The sequence below is a fragment of the Pseudoxanthomonas beigongshangi genome, assembly GCF_016820515.1.
In the GTDB taxonomy this organism is placed as follows: Bacteria; Pseudomonadota; Gammaproteobacteria; order Xanthomonadales; family Xanthomonadaceae; genus Pseudoxanthomonas_A; species Pseudoxanthomonas_A beigongshangi.
On sequence record NZ_JADHDV010000006.1, the window covers coordinates 172,511 to 194,529 of the forward strand.

Genomic DNA, 22,019 nt, shown 5'->3' on the forward strand with positions numbered 1-22,019 from the left:
AATGTCAAAGGCAAAGCGATGGCATCAGAACTGCACGCGCAGCGAGGTCATGAAGCGGCGGCCGGTGCGATACACGCCTCGGGTCAGCTGCTCAACGCCCGAATAGCTGTGGTACTCCTCGTCGAGCAGGTTCATGCCGTCCAGGCTGACGCTCAGGAAGTCGTTGACGCGGTAGCCGACGCTGGCATCCAGCGATGCGTAGTCCTTGACCCAGATTTCGCGGCCGCCGCTGACCTGGGTGAAGTACTTGTCCCGCCATCCATAGGTGATCCGGGCCGTCCAGTTGCCGCTTTCGAAGTAGGGGCTGATGTTGAATTGGTGGCGGGAATTGAACGGCAGGTCGCGGCCGCTGTTGGCCTGGGCATCGGAGAACGTGTAGTTGGCCAGGACGCCGAAGCCCGCGCCGATGTCCTGCTGGTAGGCGATCGCCGCTCCCTTGACCTTGGCGTCACCGGCATTGCGCGGGCGATCCACGTCGTAGGTGCTGACCTGGTTCTGGTTGATGTTCCAGTGATCTTCCTTGCCCGAGGTCATCAGCACGTAGTCGGAGATGTCCTTGTAGAAAATCGAGCCGGCCAGGATGGAGTTCGGCGAGAAGTACCATTCGGCTGACAGGTCCAGATTGGTCGAGCGGTAAGGCTTGAGGTCCGGATTGCCGCCACCGCCCTTGAGGGTGGCGTCCGCCAGCCACAGGTAGCTGGACATGTCCGCGTAGTTGGGACGCGCCATCACCTGCGCCGCGGAGAAGCGCAGCACGAACTCGTCGTTGACGTCGTAGACAAGATTCACGTTGGACAGGGTGTTGTTGTACTTCTTCTTCAGCACCTGCGGCACGTACTGGCTGACCGCGCAGTTGGCGACGTTGACCGAGCACTTCCAGCTGCCGTTCTCCGATTCCGTCCGTACATGGCGGACGCCGACGTTGCCGCGCAGCTTGCCGAAGCTGAAATCGGCCTGGACGTACGCAGCCTGGATGTCTTCATTGATCGACCAGGTGTTGCGAACAAACTCGGCCGAGTTGAAGGTGGAGATCGGCGTCATGCTCTGGCCGGGCGGCAGCCATTCACCGCCGAGGATATAGTCGGCCAACTGGGAACCGTCGATGGTGAAGCGCCGGCCGAGATCGCCGTAGCCGCTGAAGCCGTCCAGGTAGTTGCCCGGCAGCCAGCGCGGGCTGAACCGGGATGCGGCGGTGGTGACGCCGGAAAGAATCACGCCGCGCTGGATCTGGCTGGTCTCGTGATCGCGCTTCTTGTAGCCGAAACGGAGCAGATAGACCGGCGAGTCGAGCTTGAGGCCGAAATCGACCTGGCCGTACTTCTCCTTGTCCAGGGTCGGCTTCTCCACCACGTTGCCACCCCAGCCCGCATCCATCTGGAAGGACGCCGGATCCAGGAACGGATTGGCGCCGTGGAAGGTCAGGCTGCCCGGATGCTTGGGCGCATTGCTGATGTCCCAGGTGTAGTCGGCGCGGGCAAGGAATTCGCCGAACACCTGGCGCGGGCCGCCATCGGCCTTGGTCGAGCCCAACTGGGTCGAGGCGAACCAACGCTCGTCGTTCCAGGTGGCCTTCAGATCATAGGTTTCGGACTCGACGGAGGCTTCGCGATGCTGCAGGTCGAAGATGACCAGGCCGTCGTTCATGGTGCCGCGCGTCATCAGGCCATTCTGGACGGTGACGTCGGTCAGCCTGCTCAGGCTGTTCCAGGTGTTGCCCTGCATCGCGAACATCGACTGCGTGGAGTGATCGTAGCTGGAGTCGATCTTCAGCGCATTGAGTTCGATATCCAGCTGTTCGACCGGTTTGAACTGCAACGAGGCCGAATACGTACGGCGATCACGCTCCTGCTCGAAGAAATGCGCGCTCATCGAGTTGGGGCCGACCGCGGTCATGTTGTTTGTCAGCGTCTGTTCGCAGGTACCGGTGCAGTTGCCGGAACCGACCGAGCCCGGCGCGCCGCCGGAACCGTCGCGGAACTGGGCGGCGGTGACAGTGCCATAGGACTCGATGCCGTCGCGGCGGATTTGTTCCTTGGCCTTCTGCGCGGACACGATGAAGCCGAAAGTGCCGGCGTCGTTCTTCCAACCGAACAGGGCGGAAGCCTGTGGGTCGGTGTCCTCGACGCGGTCATTGCGAACATAGTTGATCTGGCCGGCGATGGTGATGTCGTTGGCCATGTCCAGCGGCTTGCGGGTGCTGATGATCACGGTGCCGCCGATCGAGCCCTCGTCGATGCGCGCTTCCGGCGACTTGAACACCTCCACCTTGCCCACCAGCTGTGGCGCCAGCAGGGAATAGTTGAAGGTGCGGGTCGGGAATTCGGACATGTTCCAGTCGCCGGAGGCGATGGACTGGCCGTTGAGCAGCGTGCGGTTGAGCGAGGGATCGGTGCCCAGGATGCTGACTTTCTCGCCCTGGCCGAATGCGCGGTCGATCGCCACGCCGGGAATGATCGTCATCGCCTCGGCCACGTTGGTGGCGGGGAACTTGCCGACGTCCTCGGCGGTGATCACGTCGACGATGGCGTCGGCGTTGCGCTTGGTGTCGAGCGACTGCTGCAGGCTGGCGCGGATGCCGGTGACGACGACCTTGTCCAGTTCGACGGCTTCGCCGGTGTCGGCGGCGGCCTGCGCCGGGGCGGCATCCTGCGCGTGCGCGGTGATGCTCAGGCACATCACGATTGCGGCGGATAGTGCGGTCTTGCGGTGGCTCATGCTGTCTCTCCCATCATGATTTTTGTGGTCGGCCCGCCTTGCTGGCGGGTCGTGCGGTTGCCTGACTCCCACGGCGGGCAACTCGCCGCTGTCTTACCGAGGTGCGATCCGGCCGGGCTGCCAACGAGGGGCGTCGGCGACGTCCCGTTGCCCATCCATGGCCAGCCTCGCGGGAATGCATTCGAGCGGGTTGCCCTGCGGTATTCCGCGGGCGGCGACCAGGTCGGTGATGGCGATGACCGGTCGAACGGAGGCATCGGCGGCGCGCATCGAGCCCGAGCGGACGGGCGAGCAGGTCATGGCGGCGGCGGACAGGGACTGTTCCCGCAGTCGCGATTCCACCCTGGGCGCTGGATTGGTGATGGCAGCCACACGTCTCCCCACATGTCCCGCAGACGGGAGCCCCTCAGGCCCCCTTCGAAGCCGAGTGTGGGAGAGTGCTGACAACGTTGTCAAGCAAATTGCAAAAAATTTTCATAAAAGACATGCTGCGCCGCATCAATAAGATGGTTGATTTGACTGGGTTTTTGTTGGCTACGGCGCTGGAGTGTCCGGAAATGCCCCTATGGATATCCGGGAATTGTCGTTTTCGTGCTGTTGCTTGTAAAAAATTATCTGGCACGAAATCCCCTGTGAGCCACTCGGAAGTCGCGTCCCTTCCACGTGGCTCGTTGAAGACAAGGCGTCGTCAGGCGCGGTGCCGCCGGTGAATCGATGGCATCGGTCGGCATGTCCCCGTACCGCAGGTTGACCGGTGCGATTTGGCACGAGGTGCGGCTGTTGAAACCACGCCAGGTGCCGGCATGCGACAGGGAAGGTCGGGTACGTCTTTCAAGGTCGTCGGGTCCATCAACAGCGCATTCCCGCCGGCCCGATGGAAGCGCCTTTGTCCACGCGAATCGCCAGTACGCTCGACGTGCGCCGGACTGGTGCTTCGCGTCCAGCGCGAACGCGCGGCGGCTGCGCGGATATCCGGCGACGAACACGACGGGTGTATTCGCATCGGCTGGATGGACCACGGTGCCGTGGGCTTCAGTCCGCGCGGTCGTCGTCACCCATCGGCGCGGGATGCTGCCATGCCCGGGGATTGGGAGCGCGATAGGCACATCGCAGGTCGCGTCTTCAGTGGTTCCGCAGGCGATCTCGAACCGTGTGTGCCCGGGCAATCGAGGCCCGGCCGGCTTTCCGTCGCCTGTAGTCCGGAATGGCGAGCAAAAAAAAGGGCCTGGACAAGTCCAGGCCCTGCAGAGGGAGCGCTCTGTCAGATTGCCGCGATCAGAACTTCAGGCGGACATTGAAGTAGTACTGGCGACCATTGCTGTAGAACGAGGTCGGGATCGCCGCGCTCTGGTAGTACTTGATGGTCGGATCGTTGAGGTTTAGCGCATCCAGCGAGAAGCTCAGGTGGTCGTTGAACTTGTAGCTCAGCGCCGCCGACAGGGTGCCGAAGTCATCCTGGTAGTACGGGTTGGCGCCGGACAGGCCGATCAGGAACGAGGAGCGGCGGGTGTAGCTCACGCGCGCACCGAAGGTGTCGTTCTCGAAGTAGGCGCCCACGTTGTAGGTGTTCTTCGAGGTGCCCAGCAGATTGTCGCTGCCGTCGGCCCAGGTGTGCGAGGTGCTGCCGTTGGCGTAGGTGTAGTTGGCGACCACGCCGAAGTTGTCACCGATCGGCTGCTCGTAGGCCACTTCCACGCCGGTGACCTTGCCGTCGGAGTTGACCGGCACGGACACCAGGTATTCCTCGAGCTGGTTGGTCAACTCGCTGAACAGCATCTGCTTTTCCGTACCGAAGGCGACGTAGTCCTTCATGTTCATCGAATAGGCGCCGACGGACAGCAGGCCGCGCGGCATGAAGTACCACTCGATGTTGGCATCGAAGTTGGTGGAGACCACCGGATCCAGGTTCGGATTGCCGCCACCACCGGTGCGGTTCAGATCCGAGCCCCAGGACGAAGCGCCCAGCGCGGAGAAGTCGGGCAGGGTCTGCGTCTGCGAGGCGGCGAAGCGGAACACCAGGTTCTCGCCCATGTCGAACTTGATGTTCGCGCTGGGCAGGACACGGCTGTGCTTGTTGTTGGTGAACTTGCGGATCCACTGGCCGAACAGGCTGGAGACATCGGCATTGGCCGCGTTGGCGACGGCCTGGTAGGAGCTGATGTCCTGGTCGACGTTGACGTAGCGCAGACCGATGTTGCCGCTCCAGTTGTCGCCGACGAAGTTGGCCTGGATGTAGGCGGCGAGGTTCTTCTCCTCCACCTTCCACTCGGCGCCGTAGTTGTGGCGACCGGTCGGACCATCGTTGTTGTACAGCCACGTCGAGTTGTTGATGATCGCGTCCTTCAGCGCGCCCGGCGTGAAGTACCACAGATCGCGCGGGAAGCTGCCGCCGATGCTGCTGGCGAAGCCGCCCGGATACGGCGCGGTGGCGCCATTCTGCAGTGCGTCCCAGATGCCAGCCCCGGGGCTGGCGCCTTCCGGCGACAGCGCTTCGCGGGTGTGGTCGGCGTAACGCGCACCGAAGTCGAGCGATGACAGCACGCCGCTGTTGAAGTAGTGGGTGAAGTCGGCGGTGAACCAGTCCTCGTCGTCCTTCGCCGTGACCTCCTGGTTACCCCAGGTGCCGCCCCAGGTGGCGCTGGCGGGACTCAGATCGCCGCCCACGTTCCAGTCCACCGGCGAGCCGGCGCCATGACTGGTCCAGCTGGCGCCGCCACCATTGGCCATGTTCAGTTCGGCGATGAACTGGCGCGGGGTGGAGCCTTCGCCGCTGGTGGTGCCGACCTGGAACTTGGAGCTCAGGTTGTCGTTGATCTGCCAGTCGACGTCGAAGGTGACGTATTCGCTCTTGGCCGACGCCTCGCGGTAGATCATGTCGTACACCGCGTAGTTCTGCCCGGCCTGGCCGGTGTAGGTGGCGTTGGTCAGCACGCCGTCCTTGACCACGTAGCCGGGATCCGGAGCCCATGCGCGGGCGAAATTGCCACCCCACATCATGAAGTTGCGGTTGTAGTTGTTGGCGTCCATGTCCGAACGGAAGCCGCTCAGGCCCAGGGTCAGGTCGTCGTTGGGCTTGAACTGCAGTTCGATCAGGCCGCCCTTGCGCTCGCGGGTCTGTTCGAACAGGGTCGAGCCGAGCAGGCCGGGGGCCCAGACGCCAACCAGATCCGGATTGCTGATGCCGGCCGGATCGGTGGCCGAGATCTGGAAGAAGCCGCCCGGAACTTCCTGCGCTTCACGGCGCAGTTCGCGCTTCTGGCTGAACGCCTGGACCATCACGCCGAAGGTGCCGGCGTCGTTCTTGTAGTTGAACAGGCCCGAGATCTGCGGGTCGGTGGAATCGGCCTGTTCCGCGTTGACCACGCCCAGCGAGGCTTCGGCGGTGATCTTGTCGGCGAACTGCAGCGGCTTGCGGGTGATGATGTTGACCGAGCCGGTGGTGCCGCCGTCGGGCAGCTTGGCCTGCGAGGACTTGTGCACTTCCACCGAGCTGACCAGTTCGGAGGGCAGCAGGGTGTAGCTGACGCTGCGACCGACGTTGTTGCCCTGGCTCAGCACGAACCAGTCGGCCGAGCCGACCGTGTGGCCGTTGATCAGGGTCTGGGTCAGGCTGGGGCTGGTGCCGCGCAGGCTGACGCGGTCGGCTTCGTCGAAGCCGCCTTCATCGGAAGACGACGAACTGATGTTCACGCCCGGCAGGCGCTGCAGGGTGTCGGCCACGTTATGGGCCGGCAGCTTGCCGACGTCTTCGGCCGTGACCACTTCCACGCGGGAATTGGCTTCGCGCTTGGTATCCAGCGACTTCTCCATCGAGCCGCGGATACCGGTGACGATCACGGTGTCCAGATCGGTGGCCTGCTGCTGCGCGGCCGGCTGGGCCTGTTGCTGGGTGGCCGCATCCTGCGCCTGGGCGTGCATGGAGACCGCGAGGCCCGTCGCGACGGCGACGGCGAGTAGCGATTTACGGTGATTCATGGTGTCTCTCCCATCATGATTTTTGGTTGTCGGCCGGGGCGTGATCCGGAGCCGTATTGCTGCCTTTGCTGCCAGGGAATCGGCTGACCGCTCCGACCCGTTTCTTTTTGCGGGCGCCTGTCCCGACGCCTTCGTTTCTTTTCTTTTTTCTTCAGTTGTTTTCGGTTTGATCGAGGTACCAGCTGGCGGCGCCGATGACGCCCAGTTGCCCGTGCTCGACCAGCTTCACGGGAATGCGTTCGAGCGCCTCGCGCATCGTTCCCTTGTTGAGGAAACGCGGTACGAAGCTGCTCTGGAGAAGGAATTCGCGGATGTTCGGCAGGATGCCGCCGGCCAGGTAGACGCCGCCCTGCACGCCGTACAGCAGCGCCATGTCGCCGACCACGCTGCCGAGCAGGCCGCAGAACACGTCGAGCGTCTCGTGGGCCAGCGCGTCTTCGCCCGCGAGGGCGGCGGCGGTGATATCGCCGGGACGCGAATGGGCGGGCGTCACGCCACCGCGCACGGCGCACAGCGCGGTATAGAGGTTCATCAGTCCGGGGCCGGACAACGCCTGTTCGATCGGCACGTGCGGACGCGTCTTCAGCATTTCCGTCAGCACCGCCATTTCCAGCGCGTTGCCGGCGGTGAGCGCGGCCTGGCCGGCTTCGGTCGCCAGCACCACCGAGCGCTTGCCCGACGGAATCCACACTGCCGCGCCCAGACCGGTGCCCGGACCCAGGATCAGGATGGGGCCGCGCGGCGGCGCCCCGACCGGGCCGGCGAGCTGCAGCACCTGGCTGGCGTCGACCTGCGCGGCGGCGTGCGCGACCGCTTCGAAGTCGTTGACCAGTTGGAAGTCATCGAAACCCAGGCGCGCGCGGAGTTCGGCCAGCGACAGGCGCCAGGGCAGGTTGTTGGTGATGACGGTACCGTCTTCCAGCGCGTAGCCGGCGCTGGCGATCACGCCACGATTCACAGGCAGGCCGCCCAGGCCGGCCAGGAAGTCCTGCAGGATGTCGGCCAGCCCCGGGTAGTCGGCGCAGGCGTATTTGCGGTATTCCAGCACGCTGATGGGCACGGCCGGATCGTTGCCGCCGCGCACCAGTCCGACACGGACGTGGGTGCCGCCGACATCCGCGGCAATGAAGGCGTCGCCTGCCCGGCTCATGGGATCCACCGGCAATGGATTGGCGATTGCGACCACACGTCTCCCCACATGTCCGCGAAGGGGCGAAAACGAACAGCCCCGATGGCGCCGGAGTGTGGGAGGGGTTTGACAACGTTGTCAACACTCTGTCATCAAATACAGGCAGGGCGGGTGGTGCTCGGATCAAATTTGCGTGTGATCCGATGCAGACTCTCCTGTTCAGTTTCAAAACTGAAGAAATACATTCAGATTTAAGGGTTTGAGGCGCCCTGCGGGCCGTGCCCGTTGTTGCGGTGCGACAAATCCGGAAACCCAAGCGTGCTGTACGCGTGCAAGGAGAAGCCGGTCGCGGGTGGCTTCGCGGACGATTCTGTGACAACGTTGTTTCCAGAGGGAGCCACGCAGCGGCAGGGCGTGGACGCCGGTCGCGGATCGGCCATCACAATCAGAGAGAGGGGAGTTCGCCAGACATGACTGCGGTACAAGGCTCGCGACAATACGTGTCCATTGCCATCATCGGCCTGCTGTTTTTCATCTTCGGTTTCGTCACCTGGCTCAACGGGCCGCTGATCACCTTCGCCAAGCTGGCGTTCAATGTCAGCGAGACCTACGCCTTCCTGATTCCCAGCGCGTTCTACATTTCCTATTTCTGCCTGGCGTTGCCGTCCTCGGTGATCCTGCGCAGGACAGGCATGAAGAAGGGCATGGCGCTGGGGCTGTTCGTGATGGCGATCGGTGCGCTGGTGTTCGGCCAGTTCACCACCCATCGCTGGTATCCCGGCGCGCTCGGTGGCGTGTTCACCATCGGCGCCGGCCTGGCGATCCTGCAGACCGCGGCCAATCCCTACATCAGCATCCTTGGCCCGATCGAGGGCGCGGCGCAGCGCATCGCGGTGATGGGCATCTGCAACAAGGTCGCCGGCATGCTCGCGCCCATCGCGCTGGCGGCTTTCGTGATGCACGGCATGGGCGACCTCGCCGCGCAGGTCGAAGCGGCCGCCCCGGAGGCGAAGGAACTCCTGCTCAACGAGTTCGCCGCGCGCGTCTACGGCCCCTACATGGTGATGGCCGGCCTGCTGGTATTGCTGGCGGTCGGCATCCTGTTCTCGCCGTTGCCGGAAGTGAACACCGCCGAAGCTAATGCCAACGGAGCTGGTGGTGAAGAGACGACTCGCCGCAGTGTGTTCCAGTTCCCCCATCTGCTGCTGGGCGTGATCTGCCTGTTCGTTTATGTCGGTGTGGAAGTGCTTGCCGGCGATGCCATCGGTACCTATGGAGAAGGTTTCGGCCTGCCGCTGGACGAGACCAAGATATTCACGCTTTACACCCTGTTCGCGATGCTACTGGGTTACCTGTTCGGCCTGGTCGCCATCCCGCGCTTCATCTCGCAGGAGCGCTACCTCAGCGTGTCGGCCGTGCTGGGCATCGTGTTCGCCATCGGCGCGTTCCTGACCCATGGCTATGTGTCGGTCGGCTTCGTTGCCGCGCTCGGCTTCGCCAACGCGATGATGTGGCCGGCGATCTTCCCGCTGGCGATCCAGGGCCTGGGCCGCTTCACCGAAACCGGATCGGCGCTGCTGATCATGGGCATCGCCGGCGGCGCGGTGATTCCGCAGCTGTTCGCGGTGTTCAAGCAGACCCATGATTTCCAGCTGGTGTTCACCGCACTGGCGGTGCCCTGCTACCTGTACATCCTGTTCTTCGCCCTGCGCGGCCACAATGTCGGCCGCGTGAAGGCGGGTTGAGCGGCCATGGACCGCGTGGAGATTCCCCATGGCTGAGAACGGCATGCGCAGGCCCACCATCAAGGATGTCGCCGAGCGGGCCAAGGTTTCGCTGAAGACGGTCTCGCGGGTCATCAACAACGAGCCGTCGGTGATGCAGGGCACGCGCGCGCGCGTCCTGCACGCCATCGCCGAACTGGACTACGAACCGGATCAATCCGCGCGCAACCTGCGCAGCGGCACGCCGTTCGTGATCGGGCTGGTCTACGACAACCCCAACCCGTACCACATCATCGGCGTGCAGAACGGCGTGTTGGCGGCGTGCCGGGAAACCGGTTTCGGCCTGCAGATCCATCCCTGCGACTCGACTTCGCCGTTGCTGGCCGAGGAACTGGCCGAGTTCGTGCAGCGATCGCGCCTGGCCGGACTGGTGCTGACCGCGCCAATGTCCGAGCGGATGGAACTGGTGAACGCGCTGGCCGCGCGCGGTGTCAAGATGGTGCGGATCATCGCCGCCACCGAGGACCCGCAGGATGGCCAGCCGTGCGTGTACGTGGATGATCACGACGCCGCCTACGAGATCACCGAGCACCTGATCCAGCTGGGCCACCAGCGCATCGGTTTCCTCTGGGGCGGGCTTGCGCACCGTTCCTCGATCGAGCGCTACAACGGCTACGAGAAGGCGTTGAAGGATTACGGCATCCCGCTGGACAAGCACCTGGTGGTGCCCGGCGACTACACCTTCGACGACGGATTCCGCGGTGCGCGCCGGCTGCTGGCCTTGCGCGAACCGCCGACGGCGATCTTCGGCTCCAACGACGAAATCGCCGCCGGCGTGCTGGCGGCGGCCAAGTCGGCGGGCATGAACGTGCCCTACGACCTGTCCATCGCCGGTTTCGAGGACAGTCCGTTCTCGCGCCAGTCCTGGCCGCCGCTGACCACCGCCAAGCAGGCCACCGAGGACATCGCCAAGCAGGCCGCGCGCCTGTTGATCGCCACGCTGCGGCAGGACGCCTACGACGACAACCCCACTCCCGTGCACAACCAGGGCTTCGTGCCGCAACTGGTGGTGCGCGGATCCACCGCGCCGGTCCGCCTGCGCGCCGAACGCCCCGACCCCACGACATGACCGACGTTTCCCCACTTCCCGCTCCCGCCGATACGCTGATGTTCCAGGAGGCGCAGCAGACCGCCGACGTGGTCGCCGCGCAGTACCAGCGCAACGAGGCCACGATCCGCGCGCTGGCCGCGGATCTGCGCGCCAATCCGCCGCCGTTCGTGGTGACCTGCGCACGCGGCAGTTCCGATCACGCCGCGACCTACGCCAAGTACCTGTTCGAAACCCAGCTGGGTTTCGTCACCGCGTCGGCCTCGCCCTCGGTGGGCTCGGTGTACGAAGCGAAGCAGAAGCTCAGGGACGCGCTGTACATCGTCATCTCGCAGTCGGGCAAGAGTCCGGATCTGCTGCACAATGCGCGCGCCGCCGCCGAGGCCGGTGCGCGGGTGGTGGCAATCGTCAACGTCGAGGATTCGCCTTTGGCGGGACTGGCCGACACGGTGATCCCGCTGCACGCCGGTCCGGAGCGCAGCGTCGCGGCGACCAAGAGCTACCTGAGTTCGCTGGCGGCGATCCTGCAACTGGGCGCGTACTGGAAGGACGAGGCGACCCTGCGCGATGCGCTGCCGCTGCTGCCGGACGCGCTGCGGCAGGCGTGGGCGGCGGACTGGTCGCCGGTCACCGACGGCCTGGTGGATGCGCACAACCTGTTCGTGCTTGGCCGTGGCCTGGGCCTGGCCGCTGCGCAGGAAGCCGCGCTCAAGTTCAAGGAAACCTGCGGCCTGCACGCCGAAGCCTACAGCTCGGCCGAAGTGAAGCACGGTCCGATGGCACTGGTCGGTCCGGGCTTCCCGGTGCTGTGCTTCGCCCAGCCGGATGAAACCGGCGCCGGAACCCTGGCGCTGGCGCGCGAGTTCCGCGGCCGCGGCGCGCAGGTGTGGGTGGCTTCGGAGGAAGCCGATCCGACTGCCGGTCCCGGCGAGTCGCTGCCGCTGGTGCGCGCACCGCATCCGGCCTGCTCTCCGCTGCTGACCATCCAGAGCTACTACCGTGCAATCAACGCGCTGGCGCTGCGTCGCGGCTACAACCCCGACGTGCCGCCGCATCTGAACAAGGTCACCGAAACCGTATGAGCACCGCGCTTGTCCAGGGCCGCGTGCTGACCGCGCAGGGCTTCGCCGAGGGCGTGGCGGTGGTCATCGACGGCGGCGATATCGTTTCGATACTGCCGGAAGCGGATTTGCCCGCCGATTTGCCGCGCCACGATCTGCGCGGTGCATGGCTGGTGCCGGGCTTCATCGATGCCCAGGTCAACGGCGGCGGTGGCGTGCTGTTCAACAATACGCCGACGGTGGAGGCGATCCGCCGCATTGGCGAAGCGCACCGCCGGTTCGGTACCACCGGTTTCCTGCCGACCCTGATCAGCGATGATCTCGACGTGATGCGCGAAGCCGTCGCCGCGACCCGCCAGGCGATCGCCGAGGGGGTGCCCGGGGTGCTCGGCATCCACCTGGAAGGGCCGTACCTGGCCCCGGCGCGCAAGGGCACCCACGATGCGGGCAAGTTCCGCGTGCCGGACGCGGCGGAGATCGAGCTCGCCTCGTCGCTGGACAATGGCGTCACCCTGATCACGCTCGCGCCCGAACGCCTGCCGACCGAAACCATCCATGCGCTGGTGGCGCGCGGCGCGGTCGTCGCCGCCGGCCATACCGCCGGCAGCTACGAGGAAATCCGCGCCGGCCTGGCCGCGGGCATCCGCGGTTTCACCCATCTGTACAACGCGATGTCGCCGCTGCAGGGACGCGAGCCCGGCGCGGTCGGCGCTGCGCTGGAGGATCCCGACAGCTGGGTCGGCATCATCGCCGACGGCCACCACGTGCATCCGGGCAGCCTGCGGGTCGCGCTGGCGGCCAAGCCGCGCGGCAAGGTGTTCCTGGTGACCGACGCGATGCCGCCGGTGGGTTCCGACGATCCCAGCTACGAACTGTATGGCGAGACCATCACCGCAGTGGACGGCGTGGTCCGAAACGCGGCCGGTTCGCTTGCCGGTTCCGCGCTGGACATGGCGATGGCGGTGCGCAACGCGGTGAACCTGCTGGGACTGCCGTTGGCCGAAGCCGCGCGCATGGCCTCGACCTATCCGGCCGAGTTCCTCGGACTGTCCGCCACCCACGGCCGTATCGCCACCGGCTTCCGCGCGAACCTGGTCGCGCTGGACGATCGGTTGCAGGTGGCGGCGACCTGGATTGACGGCCAGCACGCCGCGCACGCGGGCTGATATCGCGGTCGCCGACGGAGCGCAGTGGAGATGAGCACGAAGGCGCCGCAGCGCTTCTCTTCGGTGGATGCATTGCGTGGCCTCACCGTCGCGGCGATGCTGCTGGTCAATGATCCTGGCGACTGGGGGCATGTGTATGCGCCGCTGATGCACGCCGAGTGGCATGGCTGCACGCCGACCGATCTGATCTTCCCGTTCTTCCTGTTCATCGTCGGCGTGTCGATTTCGCTGGGTGTCTCGCCGCGGCTGGAAGCCGGCGGCGAGCGCGGTGCCTTGCTGCGCGCGGTGCTCTGGCGCGGCACCAAGATCATCGCCATCGGCCTGCTGCTGCACCTGCTGGCGTTCTGGTGGCTCGACAAGCCGTGGTTCCGGCCCTGGGGCGTGTTGCAGCGGATCGGCCTGTGTTTCATCGCCGCCGGCGCGATGGCGCTGTACCTGCGTCCGCGCGGACAATGGATGGTTGCGGCGTTCCTGTTGCTGGGTTACTGGGCGCTGCTGGCGATGGGCGGCAGCTACGCGCCGCTGGACAACCTGGCCAGCCGCGTCGATACCGCGTTGTTCGGATCGTTGCTCTACCAGTTCGATCCGGCTACCGGGCGAGGCCACGATCCCGAAGGACTGCTCAGCACGTTGCCAGTCATCGCCACGACCCTGCTGGGCGTGCGCGCCGGCGACTGGCTGCGGCGCCAGCGGGTCGGGCGGCTGCTGCCGGCGGCCGCGCTGGCGCTGGCGGTCGGCGGACTGTGGTCGCTGTGGCTGCCGTTGAACAAGAACCTGTGGACGTCCTCCTACGTGGTGTGGACGGCGGGCTGGGCGCTGCTGGCGCTCTGGGGCGCGCACGTGCTGATCGATCGGAAGGGCCTGCGCCCCTGGGGACGCAGTTTCGGCGTCAATGCGATTGCCGCCTATGCCGGCTCCGCGATCATGGTCTATGCGTTCTCCGCGCTGGGCTGGATGCAGGCGATCTACCGGCACGGTTTCGCCGACTGGATGACACCCCGGTTCGGCCCGTACCTACCTTCGCTGGCCTTCGCCGTGGCGTTTGTCCTGGTCTGGTGGGCGATCGTCCGGCTGATGGATCACCGGCGCTGGTACCTGAAGGTCTGAGGCCACGACGCGGGACGCGCATCGGATCACGACTTCCTTCGCCTGACCGGAGTAAAAGGGGGCATCCCCGACCGGAATCCGGCCATGAACCTGTCCGCCTGGAGCGTCACCTGCCTGACCCTGTCGTTGATCGCCTGCGATGGCAATGCGGTCGCGGTGACCGCGCCCGACGATGACCGGAACGAACCCGCGTCGACACCACTCGTGCTCGCGGGCCATGTGCCGTCCCCGCCGATCGCGGCCGCCGCCCAGGCCGCGCCGGCACCGCAGGTGACCGGCGGGACGCAGCCAGCATTGCGGATTCCCGATCCGCCCTTCGTCAGCACCGAGGTCGCGCGCTTCGACCAGCCGTGGGCGATGACCTTCCTGCCGGATGGGCGCCTGCTGGTGACCGAGAAGCCCGGCCGCCTGCGCCTGTTGAATCCCGCCACCGGGCAAAGTGGCGAGATCAGCGGGGTGCCCACCGTGGCCTATGGCGGCCAGGGTGGCTTTGGCGATGTGATCCTGCATCCGCGATTCGCCGACAACGGGATGATCTACGTGAGCTATGCGGAGCAGGGCGCCAACAGCACGCGCGGCGCGGCGGTGGCGCGGGCGCGCCTGGTGATCGATGCCGGCGCCAACACCGGACGGCTGGAAGGATTGCAGGTGATCTGGCGGCAGGTACCCAAGGTCACCGGCGACGCCCACTACAGCCACCGCATGCTGTTCGATGCGCAGGGCAAGCTGTGGATCAGTTCCGGCGAGCGCCAGAAGGCTTCGCCCGCGCAGGACATGCAGAGCAATCTCGGCAAGATCATCCGGCTCAATGACGATGGCAGCGTGCCGCCCGACAATCCCTTCGCCAACCAGGGCGGGGTAGCGGCGCAGGTCTGGTCACTTGGACACCGCAATGTACTGGGATTGGCGTTCGATCCGTCGGGCAGGCTGTGGGCGCACGAAATGGGACCGGCTGGCGGCGACGAACTGAACCTGATCGAGCGCGGCTCCAACTATGGCTGGCCGATCGTTTCCAACGGCGACAATTACGATGGCAGCCCGATTCCGGATCATCCGACCCGACCCGAATTCAACGCGCCGGAGATTTCATGGACGCCGGTGATCGCGCCGGCCGGGTTCATCATCTACCAGGCGGATCTGTTTCCGTACTTCCGTGGGCGTGGTTTCATCGGCGGTCTCGCGTCGCAGGCGTTGATCCAGGTGGAGTTCGGTGACACTCCGCGCGAAGTGAAGCGCTATCCGATGGGACGTCGCATTCGCGAAGTCGAACAGGGGCCCGACGGCGCGATCTGGTTGCTGGAAGACGGAGCGGATGCGCGCCTGCTGAAGCTCACGCCCAATCGCGGCTGACGTCCGCCGGCGAACACCGGCGGACGCGCCTCAAGGCAAATCAGTCGACGACCACCAGACGCACGTCGATGTTGCCGCGGGTGGCATTGGAGTACGGGCACACCTGGTGCGCCTGTTGCACCAGCGCCTCGGCCTCCTCGCGGGGCAGCCCCGGCAGGTGGATGCGCAGTTCGGCCTCGATGCCGAAACCACCCGGAATCTGGCCGATGCCGACGCTGCCGTCGATGCGGGTCTCGGCCGGCAGCTTGGCCTTGGCCTGACCGGCGACGAACTTCAGCGCGCCGAGGAAGCAGGCTGAATAGCCGGCGGCGAACAGCTGTTCCGGATTGGTACCGTCACCACCCGCGCCACCGAGTTCGCGCGGGGTGGTGAGCTTCACGTCCAGCACGTTGTCCGAGGACACGGCGCGGCCGTCGCGGCCGCCGGTGGCGGTGGCGTGGGCGGTATAGAGGACTTTCTCGATCGACATGGGAGTCTCCGTGGAGGAAAGTGGCGGCGGAGCCGGGCGCCACGACCGGTAATTTGTTTGCTATTTAGTAGCGTACTATTTACATGGGAAAGAAAAAGCGACTCATGCATTTGCTCCCAGATTGTCACGCAGGGCTTCCAACTGGGACTTCAGCCCCGTGACTTCGCGGGGATTGCAGCCGGATGCGCATAGCAGCGCCTCCGGAATACTTCGAGCCTTCTGTTTCAACGCGCGGCCCTGCGCGGTGAGGCTGATGATGACCTGGCGCTCGTCCTCGCGTGCGCGCTCCCGGACGATCAGGCCACCAGCCTCCAGCCGCTTGAGCAGGGGAGTCAGGGTCGCCGAATCCAGGAACAGGCGTTCGCCGATCTGCGAGACGGTCAGCGCGTCGCCTTCCCACAGGACCAGCATCACCAGGTATTGCGGGTAGGTCAGGCCCAACTTGCCCAGCAACTGCCGGTACACCTTGTTGAGCGCCAACTGTGCCGAATAGAGCGCGAAGCACAGCTGGTTGTCCAGCGCCAACGGATTGGCGGGAGACGCTTTGGCGGTGGCGGTCGGCTTGCTCATGGCCGTGCAATTTACATAGTGCGCTATTTAATTGCAAGCATCTCATGGAACGCTGCGTCGCAGCCCCCGGGGGGGATCAGGTCCCGGCGGGCGCGATGGGCTGGCGTGCGGCGGCAATCGCGTGGATACGGGCGCGTCTCAGTTCCTCGCCGATCCGGGGTCCGCTGAGACCCGCGGCGGCGAACTCGCGGGCATTCACCGCCATCGCGGCCGCGAGCAGGCGCACCAGCGCCGGCCCCTGTGGATAGTCCGTGTCCTCGTTGCCGAGCCGGCCGCGCTTGTCGGCCTCGCAAACCAGCGCCAGCCTCGCGATGCGTTCGGGCCGGCGGAACGCATCGCAGCGCGACAGAAGTTCGAAGACGGTGGCGTCGCGCAGTTCGTCCAGGCGATGCACGTTGAGATGCTCGCGGCAGGCAATCACTGCCAGGTCGCGATGTTCCAGCGGAACCTTCAACCGTTCGCACAATGCCAGCACCGGCGCGACCCCGCGTTGTTCGTGCATGACGTGGCGCGGCAGCTCTTGCTCCGGCGTGAGCGCCTTGCCCAGGTCGTGGCAGAGCGCGGCGAAGCCGACCAGATCGTCACCCGGCGCCAGTCTCGCGGCCATGTCGCTGACCATCTGCTGGTGCACACCGGTATCGATTTCGGGATGGTATTCGGCGCGCTGCGGCACGCCGTACAGTGCGTCCACCTCGGGCAACACGCTGGCCAGCGCGCCGGCTTCGTGCAGGGTGCGCAGGAAGGCGGAGGGACGCGCGCAGGCCAATGCGCGGCGCAGTTCCTGCCAGACCCGTTCCGGTACCAGTGTGTCGAGCTCGCCACTGGCCGCCATCTCCCGCATCAGCGCCATCGTTTCCGGCGCGATCGTGAAGCCCAGCGGCGCCAGCCGGGCCATGAAGCGGGCCGCGCGCAGTACCCGCAGGGGATCCTCGACGAAGGCCGGGCCCACATGCCGCAGCAGGCGTGCGTCCAGATCCTTCGCGCCACCGCAGGGATCGACGATGCGGCCGTCCTCATCCTCGGCAATGGCGTTGATGGTGAAATCGCGCCGCTGCAGATCCTCTTCCAGGGTGACCGAGGGATCGGCATCGACCTCGAACCCCCGATACCCGCGTCCGCGCTTGCGCTCGGTCCGCGCCAGCGCGTATTCCTCGCCACTGTCCGGATGCAGGAACACCGGGAAATCCTGGCCCACCTGCTTGTAGCCCAGCGCCAGCATCTGCGCGGGCGTGGCGCCGACCACCACATGGTCGCGGTCGCCGGCCTCGAGGCCCAGCAACCGATCACGCACCGCGCCGCCGACGAGATAGGTCTTCATGCGCGCATGATGCCGGATAGTGGCGGGAGGATCAGCTCTTCGGCATGCGCGCATCCGGGCAGGCGAACTCGCGGCGCCTGCCGTCGAGCTTGCCGAGCATGCGATCGCTGACCGGCAGGGCATTGCCGTTGAGGCGCCAGTCGTAGATCACGCTGAAGGCGAGGATACGGGCGACGTATTCGCGGGTTTCCTTGTAGCTGATGGTCTCGATCCAGATATCCGGATCGTAGCCGGGTCGCTGCGACTGCCAGCGCGCGGTCGGGGTGGGACCGGCGTTGTAGGCGGCGATGGCGACATAGGGAACGCCGTACTTGTTTTCCATTTCGCGCAGGTAGGCGGTGCCCAGCGCGATGTTGGTGTCCGAATCGTACAGGCTGGCGGCGCCGCCCCAGGGCAGGCCCAGGCGCTTGGCGGTGGCCGCGCCGGTGGCGGGCACGACCTGCATCAGGCCCATCGCGTTGGCGCCGGAGCGGGCGCGCGGATTGAACACGCTCTCGGCGCGGATCTCGGCGGCCACCCAGGCCGGGTCCAGCGCATGGCGGGCGGATTCGCGACGGATGGTCTCGCCGTGGTGCAGCGGGAAGCGCAACTGGTACAGGCGCTGTTCGTCCGGACGCTTGCCCAGCGAGAACACCGCGCGATCGAACCAGCCGTTGTCCTGCGCCACTTCCACCGCGATGCGACGCTGGGTGTCGTCGAAACGCGACAGCGCGCTGTTCCATTCGGCGACCGCCCAGCCGGAACGCTCCAGCTTCCACAGTTCCATCGCGCGGACGATGGCGGGATCGCGGGCGATTGCGTCCTTGGCCGCCTTGCCGTCGTTGGGAATCCACGGGCACAGCGCGTAGGGCTGCTTGAGCCGGTCCGCGGCGAGGAAGCCGTGGAAGGTCGGCGCGCGCGCGGCCTCGCGCAGCAAGGGCTGCGCGGCGGCGGCGTCACCGGTCTTCTCGGCCATGCGTGCCTCGAAATAGCGCCAGCGCGAGTCCTCGCGCTGCTTGGCCGGCATCTTGCGCAGCGCGACCAGCGCGGCGCGCCAGTCGCCACGCGCCATCGCCTCGCGTACGCGCCATTCGTGCAGGCGTTCGTCGTAGGCCGACTCGGGAACGGCATTGAGGCGGCGCGCCGAATCCGGCTCATAGGACGCCACCGTCCACAGGGCGATCTGGTAGAGCACGCGGCCGCGATCGGCTTCAGTCATGCCCAGCGCACTGGCGTATTGGGGCAGTTGGGTCTCGGCGGCGCCGGGGTCGCGGCTGGCCAGCCGCGCCAGGCCATAGCTGGCCATGCGCCGGCTGCGATCGGTCTTCGGCCAGTTCAAGGCGCGCGCGTGCACGGCGTCGATGAAGGCGGCGTAGTCGTTGGCCAGCACGGCTTCGTCTCCCGGCAGGCCGCGCGCGGCAGTGCGCATCACCGCGGTCTGGCTCTCGGCGGCGGCCGCGTCGATGCGCTCCCAGCGCAGCGCGGGTGGCAGGCCGCCCTTGTTGGCGAGGATCGCGAACACCGGATCGCAACCGTCCGGCAGCGATTTGGCCGCGCCGCGCCACAACGCCTGCGCGTCCTTGACCCACTGCGCGTCGGCGCGGCCGGTGGCCTGGCGCGCATCCAGCTCGGCGCAGCGCAGGGTGGTGTTTTCGGTGGGCTTCCATGCGCCGAGGAACGTCGGCCAGTCCTGCCGGCGGGCCAGCGACGCCAGCCACAGGGCGCGGAAGTTCTCCGCCACCGCCTGGCCTTCGTAGCGCTTGAGGAAACCCTGCGCCTGCGAGGTGGGCAGTTTGTCGACGTCGCGGCGCAGCGAGGCCAGTTCGACCCAGCCATAGATCGGGTGCGAGGCCAGGCTTGCATACTGCGCGGCGTTGAACTGCCCACGCTCGGCGGCTTCCAGCGCCGCGCGCAATTGTGGCCGTTGCGCATCCAGGTTCTGCGCGTGGACGGCGGCCAGGGGCAGGAGCGCGAGCGCCGCAGCGAGTACGATGAGTGGGGTGGGACGGTTCATGGCCGGAATATACCGGAGCCGGCTGAACGGTCGCGTGCGTGCTTGATGGAAGGAGATTGCGTTTGGAGCATTTCTGGATTTTCCCGTTGCTGGGCGTGGTTGCCGGGGTGCTGGCCGGCCTGCTCGGCATCGGCGGCGGGCTGGTGTTGGTGGCCGCACTGGTATGGGTGCTGCCGCTGTTCGGCATCCCGAAGGAAGCGGCCATGCACGCGGCGCTGGCCAGTTCGCTGGCGAGCATCGTGCTGACCGCGACCTCCTCCGCGTACGCGCATCACCGGCGCGGCAGCGTGATGTGGCCGACGGTGGCCTGGATGGTGCCGGGACTGCTGCTGGGTGGCTGGCTCGGCAGCGGGCTGGCGGTGTATCTGGACGACAACGTGCTGCGCTGGGTGGTGGCGATCTACTGCCTGATCGCCGGTGCGCAGATGGCGTTCGGGAAAACACGCAACGGTGCCGGCGCGGCGGGGCCCGCGCCACCGCCGCGCGGTTGGCCGATGACCGCGGTCGGCACCGGCATCGGCGCGGTGTCGGCGGTGGTCGGTATCGGTGGCGGCAGCATGACCGTGCCGGTGCTGGTCTGGCATGGTATCGCGCCGGTCCGCGCGGTGGGCACGTCGAGCGCCTGCGGCGTGGCGATCGCGATCGGCAGCGCGCTGGGCTATGCATTGCATGCCCCTCCCGGCGCCCTGCCGGCACACGCGGTGGGCTATGTCTACCTGCCGGCGGCAATCGGCGTGGCGGTGGCGTCGGTACTGGCCGCGCCGTGGGGCACCCGGCTCGCGCACGCCATCGGCGGCACCGCGCTGAAGCGGGTGTTCGCGATCTTCATGGTGGTGATGGGGATCAGCATCCTGGTCGCGGGCTGACCGCGGCCGGGAATCCGTTGCTCAGCGCAGGGCTTCGGCGGGCACGTCGATGCTCATCGCCAGGGCGAGATGATCCGAATTGGCGGCGGGCATCGCGCGCGCGCCGTCGGCGACCAGCGCTTCGCTGATCAGGATGTGATCGATGGCGCGCTGCGGGCGCCAGCTGGGAAAGGTCGGAATCCGGTGCTGCGGCGGACGCAGCCGGGTGTTCCGGTACAGCACGTCCATTTCCGGTGTGTCGGGCATGCAGTTGAAGTCGCCCATCAGCACGGCGTGCGGATGATCCGACAGCAGTTCGGCGATGAATGACAACTGCGCGCGTCGCGAGTTGGCGCCCAGCGACAGGTGCGCGACGGCGACGGTGAGGCCTTCGTCGCCATCGCCGAACCGCGCCACCAGCACGCCGCGGCCGCTGATGCGGCCGGGCAGCGCATGGTCGCTGACCTCCACCGGTTCCAGCCGGCTCAACAGGCCGTTGGCGCTGGATGCCACCCGCCCGACGTTGCGGTTGGGCTGGTGGGTCCAGTAGTCGAAGCCCGCGCGCTCGGCCAGATAGTGGGTCTGATTGGTGAATCCCGAACGCAGGCTCCCCGGATCCGCCTCCTGCAGGCCGACGATGTCGTGTTCGCCGGCGAGCTGCGCGATGGCGTCCAGGCTGCCCCGCTTGTTGCCGGCAGGCAGCGCGTGTGACCAGCTGCGGGTCACATAGTCGCTGTAGCGGCGGGTGCTGGAGCCGGCCTGGATGTTGGCGCTGAGCACCCGCAACCGGCGCTTGCCGGGCATCGTCGTCATGGTGGGGGGCGGGGGAACCTGGGGGTGCGGCTTACTTGGCGGCGCGTTCCTGCGCGATCAAGTGATCGGTGATGCGCAGCATGTCCTCGAAGCTGCGGCCCTTCACCTTGTACTTGCCGTTGACGACCAGGCTGGGCGTGCTGTTGACGCCGGACTGGATCGCGAACTGCTTGGCGCGGTTGACCTTGGCATTGATGCCGAAGCTGTTCATCAGGCCCAGGAATTCCTTGGCGTTGACGCCGTAACCGGCATAGAACTCGGCGACCTTGGCCGGGTCCGGCTTCCTGCCCTCGCCCGGCAGACTGCGCTCGGCGTGGATCTTGGCGAACACCGTGTCATGGGTGCGTTCGACCAGGCCCTTGCTCTCGGCGGCGTAGTAGGCCTGCGCGTACGGCAGCCATTCCGGACCGAAGGCGACCGGGACGTAGGTCAGGCGGACGTCGGCCGGCAGCGTCTTGCGCCACGGCATGATCTGGGTCTGGAAGCTTGCGCAGGCCGGGCAGACATAGCCGAACACTTCCACCACTTCGATCTTGCCGTTGAGCGGCGCGTAGGGCTGGCCGTTCGGAATCAGCTCGTAGTCGACGCCGGCGACCGGCGCGGGACCGGACGGCGCGACCGGCGCGGGCGCATTGGCCGGCGCCGGGGTGTCGGTGGCGGCCGGCGCGGCACCTTC

General features: G+C 66.5%; 17 protein-coding genes. 7 read left to right on the plus strand and 10 right to left on the minus strand.

Going from position 1 to position 22,019, the window contains the following annotated elements:
* Window positions 1-24: 24 nt before the first annotated feature.
* The 4 genes from IQ458_RS06715 to IQ458_RS06730 form a co-directional block, all read right to left on the minus strand.
* Window positions 25-2,715 carry a TonB-dependent receptor gene (locus tag IQ458_RS06715; RefSeq protein ID WP_203322293.1) on the minus strand — a complete coding sequence of 897 codons (2,691 nt, stop codon included), beginning with the start codon at window positions 2,713-2,715 and terminating at the stop codon, window positions 25-27.
* Window positions 2,716-2,808: 93 nt separating this feature from the next.
* Window positions 2,809-3,087 (minus strand): hypothetical protein, encoded by a 279-nt coding sequence (locus IQ458_RS06720; protein WP_192198117.1) that lies wholly within the window; start codon window positions 3,085-3,087, stop codon window positions 2,809-2,811.
* A gap of 903 nt (window positions 3,088-3,990) precedes the next feature.
* Complete coding sequence (locus IQ458_RS06725) at window positions 3,991-6,690, minus strand: TonB-dependent receptor (RefSeq protein ID WP_203322294.1); 2,700 nt, start codon at window positions 6,688-6,690, stop codon at window positions 3,991-3,993.
* 151 nt (window positions 6,691-6,841) lie between these two features.
* Window positions 6,842-7,840: a glucokinase family protein gene (locus IQ458_RS06730; protein WP_203322295.1), complete on the minus strand. Its 999-nt coding sequence runs from the start codon at window positions 7,838-7,840 to the stop codon at window positions 6,842-6,844.
* Between the two features lie 449 nt (window positions 7,841-8,289).
* Between IQ458_RS06730 and IQ458_RS06735 the strand changes: the two genes are divergently transcribed.
* From IQ458_RS06735 to IQ458_RS06760, 6 genes are all read left to right on the plus strand, one after another.
* Window positions 8,290-9,564 carry a sugar MFS transporter gene (locus tag IQ458_RS06735; RefSeq protein ID WP_203322296.1) on the plus strand — a complete coding sequence of 425 codons (1,275 nt, stop codon included), beginning with the start codon at window positions 8,290-8,292 and terminating at the stop codon, window positions 9,562-9,564.
* Between the two features lie 43 nt (window positions 9,565-9,607).
* Window positions 9,608-10,672, plus strand: a complete 1,065-nt coding sequence (locus IQ458_RS06740) for a LacI family DNA-binding transcriptional regulator (RefSeq protein ID WP_141454635.1) — start codon at window positions 9,608-9,610, stop codon at window positions 10,670-10,672.
* On the plus strand, window positions 10,669-11,733 hold the full coding sequence (locus IQ458_RS06745) for an SIS domain-containing protein (protein WP_192198113.1): 1,065 nt from the start codon (window positions 10,669-10,671) through the stop codon (window positions 11,731-11,733). Before IQ458_RS06740 ends, IQ458_RS06745 begins: the two co-directional genes overlap by 4 nt.
* Window positions 11,730-12,878, plus strand: coding sequence for an N-acetylglucosamine-6-phosphate deacetylase (nagA, locus tag IQ458_RS06750; protein ID WP_203322297.1), 1,149 nt, complete (start codon window positions 11,730-11,732; stop codon window positions 12,876-12,878). The genes IQ458_RS06745 and nagA overlap by 4 nt, the downstream gene beginning before the upstream one ends.
* A gap of 30 nt (window positions 12,879-12,908) precedes the next feature.
* Window positions 12,909-13,985, plus strand: coding sequence for an acyltransferase family protein (locus IQ458_RS06755; protein ID WP_203322298.1), 1,077 nt, complete (start codon window positions 12,909-12,911; stop codon window positions 13,983-13,985).
* Window positions 13,986-14,069: 84 nt separating this feature from the next.
* Window positions 14,070-15,335: a PQQ-dependent sugar dehydrogenase gene (locus IQ458_RS06760; protein WP_203322299.1), complete on the plus strand. Its 1,266-nt coding sequence runs from the start codon at window positions 14,070-14,072 to the stop codon at window positions 15,333-15,335.
* A gap of 40 nt (window positions 15,336-15,375) precedes the next feature.
* Here IQ458_RS06760 and IQ458_RS06765 read toward each other — a convergent pair whose 3' ends face one another.
* The 4 genes from IQ458_RS06765 to IQ458_RS06780 form a co-directional block, all read right to left on the minus strand.
* Window positions 15,376-15,804, minus strand: coding sequence for an organic hydroperoxide resistance protein (locus IQ458_RS06765; protein ID WP_141454480.1), 429 nt, complete (start codon window positions 15,802-15,804; stop codon window positions 15,376-15,378).
* Window positions 15,805-15,906: 102 nt separating this feature from the next.
* Window positions 15,907-16,374: a MarR family winged helix-turn-helix transcriptional regulator gene (locus IQ458_RS06770; protein ID WP_203322300.1), complete on the minus strand. Its 468-nt coding sequence runs from the start codon at window positions 16,372-16,374 to the stop codon at window positions 15,907-15,909.
* A 76-nt stretch (window positions 16,375-16,450) separates the two neighbouring features.
* Complete coding sequence (locus tag IQ458_RS06775; protein ID WP_183640494.1) at window positions 16,451-17,692, minus strand: multifunctional CCA addition/repair protein; 1,242 nt, start codon at window positions 17,690-17,692, stop codon at window positions 16,451-16,453.
* A 31-nt stretch (window positions 17,693-17,723) separates the two neighbouring features.
* On the minus strand, window positions 17,724-19,685 hold the full coding sequence (locus tag IQ458_RS06780) for a transglycosylase SLT domain-containing protein (RefSeq protein WP_203322301.1): 1,962 nt from the start codon (window positions 19,683-19,685) through the stop codon (window positions 17,724-17,726).
* 62 nt (window positions 19,686-19,747) lie between these two features.
* Between IQ458_RS06780 and IQ458_RS06785 the strand changes: the two genes are divergently transcribed.
* Complete coding sequence (locus tag IQ458_RS06785; RefSeq protein WP_221188935.1) at window positions 19,748-20,551, plus strand: sulfite exporter TauE/SafE family protein; 804 nt, start codon at window positions 19,748-19,750, stop codon at window positions 20,549-20,551.
* 21 nt (window positions 20,552-20,572) lie between these two features.
* Here IQ458_RS06785 and IQ458_RS06790 read toward each other — a convergent pair whose 3' ends face one another.
* Together IQ458_RS06790 and IQ458_RS06795 are read right to left on the minus strand one after the other, a co-directional pair.
* Window positions 20,573-21,343: an endonuclease/exonuclease/phosphatase family protein gene (locus tag IQ458_RS06790; protein ID WP_249889386.1), complete on the minus strand. Its 771-nt coding sequence runs from the start codon at window positions 21,341-21,343 to the stop codon at window positions 20,573-20,575.
* A gap of 31 nt (window positions 21,344-21,374) precedes the next feature.
* Window positions 21,375-22,019 (minus strand): thiol:disulfide interchange protein DsbA/DsbL (locus IQ458_RS06795; RefSeq protein WP_203322302.1); only part of this gene is annotated, 645 nt, incomplete at its 5' end.

What these genes read in the sequence shown, in the direction of transcription:
- IQ458_RS06715 (WP_203322293.1), bottom strand. Translation starts at nt 2,715, where the DNA reads ATGAGCCACCGCAAGACCGCACTATCCGCCGCAATCGTGATGTGCCTG.
- IQ458_RS06725 (WP_203322294.1), bottom strand. Translation starts at nt 6,690, where the DNA reads ATGAATCACCGTAAATCGCTACTCGCCGTCGCCGTCGCGACGGGCCTC.
- IQ458_RS06730 (WP_203322295.1), bottom strand. Translation starts at nt 7,840, where the DNA reads ATGAGCCGGGCAGGCGACGCCTTCATTGCCGCGGATGTCGGCGGCACC.
- IQ458_RS06735 (WP_203322296.1), top strand. Translation starts at nt 8,290, where the DNA reads ATGACTGCGGTACAAGGCTCGCGACAATACGTGTCCATTGCCATCATC.
- IQ458_RS06740 (WP_141454635.1), top strand. Translation starts at nt 9,608, where the DNA reads ATGCGCAGGCCCACCATCAAGGATGTCGCCGAGCGGGCCAAGGTTTCG.
- IQ458_RS06745 (WP_192198113.1), top strand. Translation starts at nt 10,669, where the DNA reads ATGACCGACGTTTCCCCACTTCCCGCTCCCGCCGATACGCTGATGTTC.
- nagA (WP_203322297.1), top strand. Translation starts at nt 11,730, where the DNA reads ATGAGCACCGCGCTTGTCCAGGGCCGCGTGCTGACCGCGCAGGGCTTC.
- IQ458_RS06755 (WP_203322298.1), top strand. Translation starts at nt 12,909, where the DNA reads ATGAGCACGAAGGCGCCGCAGCGCTTCTCTTCGGTGGATGCATTGCGT.
- IQ458_RS06760 (WP_203322299.1), top strand. Translation starts at nt 14,070, where the DNA reads ATGAACCTGTCCGCCTGGAGCGTCACCTGCCTGACCCTGTCGTTGATC.
- IQ458_RS06765 (WP_141454480.1), bottom strand. Translation starts at nt 15,804, where the DNA reads ATGTCGATCGAGAAAGTCCTCTATACCGCCCACGCCACCGCCACCGGC.
- IQ458_RS06770 (WP_203322300.1), bottom strand. Translation starts at nt 16,374, where the DNA reads ATGAGCAAGCCGACCGCCACCGCCAAAGCGTCTCCCGCCAATCCGTTG.
- IQ458_RS06775 (WP_183640494.1), bottom strand. Translation starts at nt 17,692, where the DNA reads ATGAAGACCTATCTCGTCGGCGGCGCGGTGCGTGATCGGTTGCTGGGC.
- IQ458_RS06780 (WP_203322301.1), bottom strand. Translation starts at nt 19,685, where the DNA reads ATGAACCGTCCCACCCCACTCATCGTACTCGCTGCGGCGCTCGCGCTC.
- IQ458_RS06790 (WP_249889386.1), bottom strand. Translation starts at nt 21,343, where the DNA reads ATGACGACGATGCCCGGCAAGCGCCGGTTGCGGGTGCTCAGCGCCAAC.